At 66.2% G+C, this 7241-nt stretch carries 6 protein-coding genes; all 6 read right to left on the minus strand.

Annotation, left to right across the window (positions count from 1 at the left end):
• Positions 1-320: 320 nt before the first annotated feature.
• Positions 321-869, minus strand: a complete 549-nt coding sequence (locus tag FE811_RS25180) for a hypothetical protein (protein ID WP_140849236.1) — start codon at positions 867-869, stop codon at positions 321-323.
• Positions 870-1424: 555 nt separating this feature from the next.
• A complete protein-coding gene (locus tag FE811_RS25185) occupies positions 1425-1826 on the minus strand; it encodes a single-stranded DNA-binding protein (RefSeq protein WP_140849238.1) in 402 nt (133 codons plus the stop codon).
• A gap of 719 nt (positions 1827-2545) precedes the next feature.
• A complete protein-coding gene (locus FE811_RS25190) occupies positions 2546-2962 on the minus strand; it encodes a hypothetical protein (RefSeq protein ID WP_140849240.1) in 417 nt (138 codons plus the stop codon).
• Between the two features lie 162 nt (positions 2963-3124).
• Positions 3125-4060 carry a DUF2493 domain-containing protein gene (locus FE811_RS25195; protein ID WP_140849242.1) on the minus strand — a complete coding sequence of 312 codons (936 nt, stop codon included), beginning with the start codon at positions 4058-4060 and terminating at the stop codon, positions 3125-3127.
• Positions 4061-4433: 373 nt separating this feature from the next.
• Complete coding sequence (locus FE811_RS25200) at positions 4434-5477, minus strand: toprim domain-containing protein (protein ID WP_140849245.1); 1044 nt, start codon at positions 5475-5477, stop codon at positions 4434-4436.
• Positions 5477-7241, minus strand: a 1765-nt coding sequence (locus FE811_RS25205; RefSeq protein ID WP_181180970.1) for a strawberry notch C-terminal domain-containing protein, incomplete at its 5' end; no start/stop codon positions are given. The genes FE811_RS25205 and FE811_RS25200, both read right to left, overlap by 1 nt.

Genomic DNA, 7241 nt, shown 5'->3' on the forward strand with positions numbered 1-7241 from the left:
GCCGGGTTTTACTCCGCCGTTGACACTTGACGCCGGAGTGGCTGGTGCCTGATCCGAAGTCAGTGAGAGAAGAGCCCGCGGCCCCGACCAGGGGCCGCGGCAATATTCGGCGCAACCGACAAGGGGAGGTTTGGAAGGGATACCCCTCCATGGGTGGGGGAGTTTGAGGGGGCGGGGGCTACGCCCTGCCCCTTCATGGGGAGAGCTTGAGAGGGGCGGCTTGCCCCCCTTTCATCAGACATGCCGGGCGGTCGATCCGGTCGGCATGTCTTCATAGACGTGGAAGAGGTGGCGGGCGGCTTCGGCCGCCCGTCACCTCGTTATCGGTATCGGAAATTGCTGATCGGGCGCTCATAGATTTCAGGATCGAGATGCCCTGCGCCTTCGGGGCCGATGCTGGCATCGCAGAGATAGGTGGTGAAGCGAATTCCAGTCCGCGCGGCTATCCTCCGGAGGATGGGGCCAAGACCGCACAGATGCTCGTCGCCGACGGTCATCCATTCTGGGATCGTGCCGTGGCACCACGTCGCCGCAACGGGATGGCGGTATCCGCTAAAGTCCGGGTCACGATCCACTGCATCCAGCAGATGCCAAGGATAGAAGCCCCGCCCGCCTGATTCGAGATCACCCATGCAGTCGCCGAGGGTTTGTTCGAGAACCTCGCGCGCGGCCGGATCGGTCTCGGTCCGTAGCCGCCGCTGGACCCTCGCGCCCTCTCGGGAGGTCTTGAGATGGCCATTGAGGGCAACAAGCAGCTTTTCATGGAGGGACTGCGCAAAGCGGGTGTCGCACCTGACGAGGTTCTGGCGAACCGCAGCCCTCAAGGCGCTAAACTGCCGGGAAAGATCGAGGAAATCGAGATCAGACATTTGTTTCTCCTTTCGTTCTGACGGAAGGAGCCTGCACTGTAGCCGCGAGGGGTCAGGGATCGCGAAGCGACCGCCAGCGGCGGTGAGCGGGGGAGCCGATTTTCTGGCGACGCCCTTTGGGCGGCGGTCGAAAATTGGGGGGACCGTGAAGTCCTTGACGCCGGAGTGGCTGGTGCATGATCCGAAGTCAGAGAGAGAGGAGCACCGCGGCCCCGACCAGGGGCTGCGACATTATTCGGCACAACGGCAAAAGGGGAGGTTTGGAGGGGAAGCCCCTCCATGGGTGGGGGAGTTTGAGGGGGCGGGGCTTTGCCCTGGCCCTTCATGGGGAGAGTTTGAGAGGGGCGGCTTGCCCCCCTTTCATACGGGGAGCATCGGACCCAAAAGTGGTTTCCGGTTTTGGGAACGATCCGATGCTCCGGCGAAGGTGTCGGACTGCAACGCGCAAAAGCGCGTGGCGGCTCCGGCCTGAAATCTTGCACTGAAACGGCCGGGCGATCCCTCGCGAACAGGGAAAACCCGGCGGCTTGCGCCGCCGGGCTCCAGGCTTCCCGCTCAGAACGGGATGTCATCGTCGTCGATGAACTTGCCGTCGTCGTTCTCGGTCTGCTTGGCCCGGCTCAGGAAATCGACCGTCTCGGCGATGATCTCGCAGCCGTAGCGGTCAACCCCTGCCGCGTCCGTCCACTTCGTGTAGTGGATGCGACCGCGGACCAGCACCTTCATGCCCTTGTCGCAATGCTGCTGGACCGTCTTGCCGAGGCCGTTGAAGCAGGTGATGCGGTGCCATTCGGTGTCCTGGACCCGATAGCCGTTCTCGTCGCGGATGACGCGGCCTTCCGAGTAGCGGGGGCGCGAGGTGGCCAGGGTGAAGTGGGTGATCCCGGTGCCGCCCTGGGTGGTGCGGGTTTCGGGGGCCTGACCGATGTTGCCGGCGAGGATGACGATGTTCTGCATTGTAAGTCTCCGTTGCTCCTCGGAGGGACCATCCCTCCGACGAGACCCGGCCAAGGCCGTCGGGAGCCGCCTGCACTGACGCCTCGGCGGCAGCTTGACCGCAAAGTCGAGGTGGTGCGGGCAGCCGCGCCCTGCGCGGCAACACGGTCCGATGACTTTGTGGTTGCGGTCGGAAACCGAACGGACTTAGGGGATCAGTCAGTCGGAGGGATTGGTGCGTTCGAGGGCAGATCGGAGACGCACAGCACGTTCATCGTCATTGGCGGTAACAGCGAACAGAAAGGCCCTTGAACCCGGACTATCCGGTGCCGCAACCGTTCACCCACCCTTCTTACCGGCCACCCTTGCGCTCGCCGCCGGAAGGCCATGTCGTCCGCGTCGAGAAGGAAACAGCTATCGGGTCGGGAACACGGAATGGCACCGCGTTGCCCCGCTTCGACGGAGGAGGGTCCGGTCCAACGTCATAGCGCAAGGCGAAAATGAAGGTGCTGGTTCGCGGCTCCAATCACGGAACGGAGCGGACGGACGCGGCGGGTTTCGACCGCGTGGCGGCTGCGGGAAGCATGCCGATGACAGATTTCCAAGCCGGGCGAAACGGACCGAGAGCGATTGGGGCAAGGCAGCGATGACATGACCGCCTGACACTTATGCGGATAGCCGGAGGCCGGCCGCGCGAGCCGCCGGGTTTTGCCTTGGAAGTAGAGGATCGTCCCGCCGTTTCAGCGCGAGAACACGGACTCCCCGAGGGCATTCAGATTGATGATGGCCGAGACGCCGATGACAAGGCCACCGATGCCGCCGAGCAGGTTGAGGGCGAGGTTCGAGTCGATGGCGTTCTTGGTGATGCCATAGACCAGCGCATAGCCTGCGATGACGGCGGGCACTGCGAAGAGAGCCAGCGCAATGAAACGCAGAACGGGATTCCGGGCGAAGCCGAGAACCAGGATCACCAGTGCGACCGACAGCAGGGCGGCTCCTGCGGCGCTAAGGCCGGACAGCAGGACGCCGGCTCCCGCACCCCAGGCAAGCTGAGCGGCGGTAATCGCGGTCATGACCGGCAGGGCGTAGATCGCGAGATTCCAAGCGATCACGCAGGCGGTGAGGGTTAAAGAGATGGCGAGCAGGATCAGCGTCATGGAAACCTCCAGCGGAACGGTTGAGTTGCGCGACAGGCTGCCGGAATGTGCGCTCCGCCTGCGACTATGCTGCTTCGCCGGTTCTTCAAGGACGCTCCATCAAAGGCGGATACGGGCCAACTGTCAAGGTTTGGCGGCCTTTCAGCCGCCAAACGGCGGCGCTTACGCGCCACCGTCGAACTTCATGACCGGGATGCCGAGCTTGCGGGCCTTGTCCGCAAAGTTCTCCTGAATCCCGGTGCCGGGGAAGACGAGAACGCCGACCGGCAGCACGTCCAGCATGGCATCGTTGCGCTTGAAGGGCGCGGCCTTGCCGTGCTTCGTCCAGTCGGGCCGGAAAGCGACCTGGGGCACCTTGCGGTGATCCGCCCAGCGGGAGGCGATCAATTCCGCGCCCTTCGGCGAGCCGCCGTGCAGCAACACCATGTCCGTGTGCTTGGCATGGACCTGATCGAGTTTCGCCCAGATCAGCCGGTGATCGTTGAAGTCGGCACCGCCGGTCAGGGCGACCTTAGGGCCGGCGGGCAGCATCACCTCGGTTTCGGCCCGACGCTTCGCGGCAAGGAAGTCGCGGCTGTCGATCATCGCGGCGGTCAGGTTGCGATGATTGACCATCGAGCCGGTGCGGGGCCGCCAGGCACTGCCGGTGTGGTGCTCGAAAGCCTCGGCGGCGATGTCGCGGAAGACTTCCATGCTGGCGCGCCGTTCGATCAGGGTTTGCCCCTCGGCCGTGAGGCGTTCGAGTTCGACCGATTTCACCTCGCTGCCATCCTGTTCACGCTGAAGCCGGCGCTGCGCCTGCTCGTTCATGTCCAGATCGCGTTCCACCCGGCTGGCGGCGCGGTGGAAGAGATTGACGGCTCCCCAGAGCAGCTCTTCGAGATCGGGTTCGAGGCGGGTATCGCCGAGCGTCGCGACGAGGGCGTCGAAGATATCCGTGACGGCGCTGGCGACGGTATTGCCCTCGGGCAACGGCCTGGGATCGGGTTCGTCTTGATACGGGCGCCAGCCGTAGAGCTGGAGTTCGGTGAGGGCGTGATCGGTCTGGGAGGAGGTGTGGACCGGCTCGTCGCCTGCGTATTCGGTTTCGGGTGTCATCGGGTGCATCCTTCGTCTGGAGACCGCGCCCATCGCGGCCTTCGCAGGCGTCGAAGCGCACGGGCGGGACGGGTTGGCAGCACTCGCCCGCTCCGCGAGGGCCTTGATGGCCGGGTGCGGGCTATTTTGACTTTCGCGATGCAAAGGCGGGGCCAGAGACGGGGTCCCCACGCGACCTGTCGCGTGGGGTGGCTCCCCGCCGGCGGAAAATAGCCCGCTCCCGGCCATTGCCTGCCCGGCCCGTTTGTGCGCCGATCGCCCTCTCGAAGGCCGTGGGCGCGGGACTCTCCGACGCAGGATGCATCTGCCGATGACAGGTGAGCGAAACCGGCAGGCGACGAGCCGGGCCGCGCCTCCGGGACCGATCAGACCCTCACCCCTCCATGAACCGGCGGGCGTCTTGAGGATGAAGCTGATCCTTCAGGGCCGCCCCGAGGGCATCGGCGCCGTGGCGTCGCAGATCATCGTTGAAATCGCCCTCGCGCGGCGTGAGCGATATCGCCTCGATCCCGAGATCGGCTGCTCTGGCGAGCAGGCTGTCTCTGGCACCGTCCCCGGCCGGGTCGCGATCACGCAGGACATAGAGCCGGCGCAGGGACGGCGGGAACAGGATGGCAGCGAGGTGAGCGGCCGAGAGCGCCGCCAGCATCGGCATGCGGGGCAGAACCTGACGGGGCGACAGCACGGTCTCGATGCCTTCGCCGACGGCGAGCACTTCATCGGCGGTGCCGAAGCGGACACCGTGCCCGAGAAGGTCGCCCATCGCCCGCCGCGGTGTCTCGACAGCCGCCTTGCCCGAACCGTCAGGCGCGAGCCAGGTGCGATGCGCGCCGGTCTGAAGGCCGGCCAGATCGGTGACGGCTGCAACGACCGCCGGCCTGATCTCGGTGGGCGAACGCCCGTCAGGTCTATAGTAGCACCTGGGATGGAAGCGCAGCGCGGCGGTGCCGGAGAGGGAGGTGATCGCCCGTCCGTTGAGGTAGATCTCCGCGAGCGTGCCGCGGATCGGCTGCGCCATGGCGAAGAGACGGCGCGACGCTTCAGGCGAACCGGATGCCATGCTGGAGGTGCTGCCGGGCGGCGTCCTCGTCTTTTCCGGCTCGGGACGCGGGAGAGCGAGGAAACGGCGCGCTTCCTCGGCCACATCCCTGAAGTCGACAAGGCCAAGCGTCTCCCGGATGACGTCCAGCAGATCGCCATGCTCCCCGGTGGCCATGTCGGCCCACTTCCCCGCCGCACCCTTGCCGGATTCCGGGCCGGTCAGGCGCACGAACATCGACCGGCCGGGATTGTTCTGCACGTCGCCCACGAGCCAGTATCTTCCGGCACGGTGGCCGGACGACAGGTAGTGGCGGCAAACCGCCTCGGCCTCGCGGCCAAGGCGGATCGCCAGTTCGGATACGTCGTGCCGGGGCATCAGGCCGCCTCCCGGTCGCCGATGCGCTCGACCGGCCAGCGGTCGAGAACCTTGGCGAGCACGGCAGGGCCGGCGGCATCGACAGGCACGAACATGCGCAGCTTCCAGGAGATGATCTCGTGGAAAAGCCCGTATGCCGTGAGCCGCTGGCGCATCGTGTCGGTGAAGCCCGAGAGTTCGATGCGGTTCGCGCCCATGACGCGGACCCGGCGAAGCTGGAGGCCCTCGGCAAGATCGAGGATCGTCCGGCCTTCCATCAGCGCGGCGAAGGCTTCCTCCGGCGTAACCGATGCGGTTCCGGTCGCGGTCGCATTCGCGGCCCAGGCCGGGGACACCCTGCGCCCGATGATCCGCTCGCCCGCATCGGTCTGGAGCCGATAGACGCGGGTGGAGTCGTTGGGCAGTCGCTTCCAGATCGGCAGCAGCAGGCCCGTCACCATATGCAGCGTGCTGTCGGCGAACTCGGGCACCTCGGCAACCTCGGCCTCCCAGGCCGATGCGAAAATATCCCGGTCCGCCTCGATCCAATGGGTCTCGCCCATCATCCTGACGGGGACATTGTGCGCTTCCATCGGCCGGATCAGGCGGACCCGGCGCTCGATCTCGCCATCGTCCAGCATGACGCTGGTGGTGGGGATCTGCACCGCCGCCCGGCCGGAGCGCTCGTTGACCAGCAGCTTCGCGCGCGGGTCGTCGAGTTCGGCGAGGGCGCTATCCAGCGTCACCGGCCGGTTCCGCTTGCGTTCGGTGATCGTCAGCAGGCTGGTTTCCGCCCCGGTGCGGGGATGGGTGTAGATCACCTGCCGGTCGGTGACGGCGAAGCTCTCGGCGCGCAGGGTCTCCAGCCCGGCGTCATAGGTGCCGGACGCAATAGCGCCCTCGATCCGCGCGGTGAGAAGCTGCTCGAAGGCGGTGAACAGGACGCCCTGAAGCTCGATGGTCAGCGCCAGCAGCCGGTTCAGGAAGGTGGTGATGCCGGGCAGATCGTCCTTGATGCCGTTGCTGTCCATCAGCTTCAGCCCGGTCGCAGCCTCGAACCGCTCAAGGCTGCAACCCTCGACCTTGCCGCGCACCAGCAGCAGATAGAGCTGGCGCAGCGCGTCGCGGGCATAGTGGCTCTCCAGATTGTCCTCGGGCCGGAACAGGCCCTGGCCGCCGGTCTGTCGCTGGCCGCGCGTGATCGCGCCCAGCGTGTCGAGACGGCGGGCAATCGTGCTGAGGAACCGTTTCTCCGCCTTCACATTGGTCGAGATCGGCCGAAACAGCGGCGGCTGCTTCTGGTTCGTCCGGTGGGTCCGACCGAGGCCCTGAATGGCGGCGTCCGCTTTCCAACCCGCTTCGAGCAGGTAATGGACCCGCAGTCGGGTGTTCCTGGCCGAAAGCTCGGCGTGATAGGAGCGACCTGTGCCACCGGCGTCCGAAAACACCAGCACCCGCTTGGCGTCGTCCATGAATGCCTGGGTCTCGGCCAGATTGGCCGAACCGGCGCGGTTCTCGACGACGAGCCGGTCGACGATGACGCCATTGCCAGGTTTGCGGACGATCCGGCGCGAGCGGCCCGTGACCTCGGCCACCATGTCAGTGCCGAAATGCTGGATGATCTGGTCCAGCGCGCCGGGAACCGGCGGCAGGCTGGCAAGGTTGGCGATCATCTCGTCGCGCCGGGCGACTGCCTCGCGGCTCTCGACCGGCTGGCCGTCGCGATAGACCGGGCGCGAGGACAGGGTGCCCTCCGAATCCGTGAACGGCTCGTAGAGCTGGACC

The sequence above is a fragment of the Paracoccus sp. FO-3 genome (genome assembly GCF_006386455.1).
Lineage (GTDB): Bacteria > Pseudomonadota > Alphaproteobacteria > Rhodobacterales > Rhodobacteraceae > Paracoccus > Paracoccus versutus.

Excerpts from the sequence above, each read along its gene's own strand:
- FE811_RS25180 (WP_140849236.1), bottom strand. The coding sequence starts at position 869 with ATGTCTGATCTCGATTTCCTCGATCTTTCCCGGCAGTTTAGCGCCTTG.
- FE811_RS25185 (WP_140849238.1), bottom strand. The coding sequence starts at position 1,826 with ATGCAGAACATCGTCATCCTCGCCGGCAACATCGGTCAGGCCCCCGAA.
- FE811_RS25190 (WP_140849240.1), bottom strand. The coding sequence starts at position 2,962 with ATGACGCTGATCCTGCTCGCCATCTCTTTAACCCTCACCGCCTGCGTG.
- FE811_RS25195 (WP_140849242.1), bottom strand. The coding sequence starts at position 4,060 with ATGACACCCGAAACCGAATACGCAGGCGACGAGCCGGTCCACACCTCC.
- FE811_RS25200 (WP_140849245.1), bottom strand. The coding sequence starts at position 5,477 with ATGCCCCGGCACGACGTATCCGAACTGGCGATCCGCCTTGGCCGCGAG.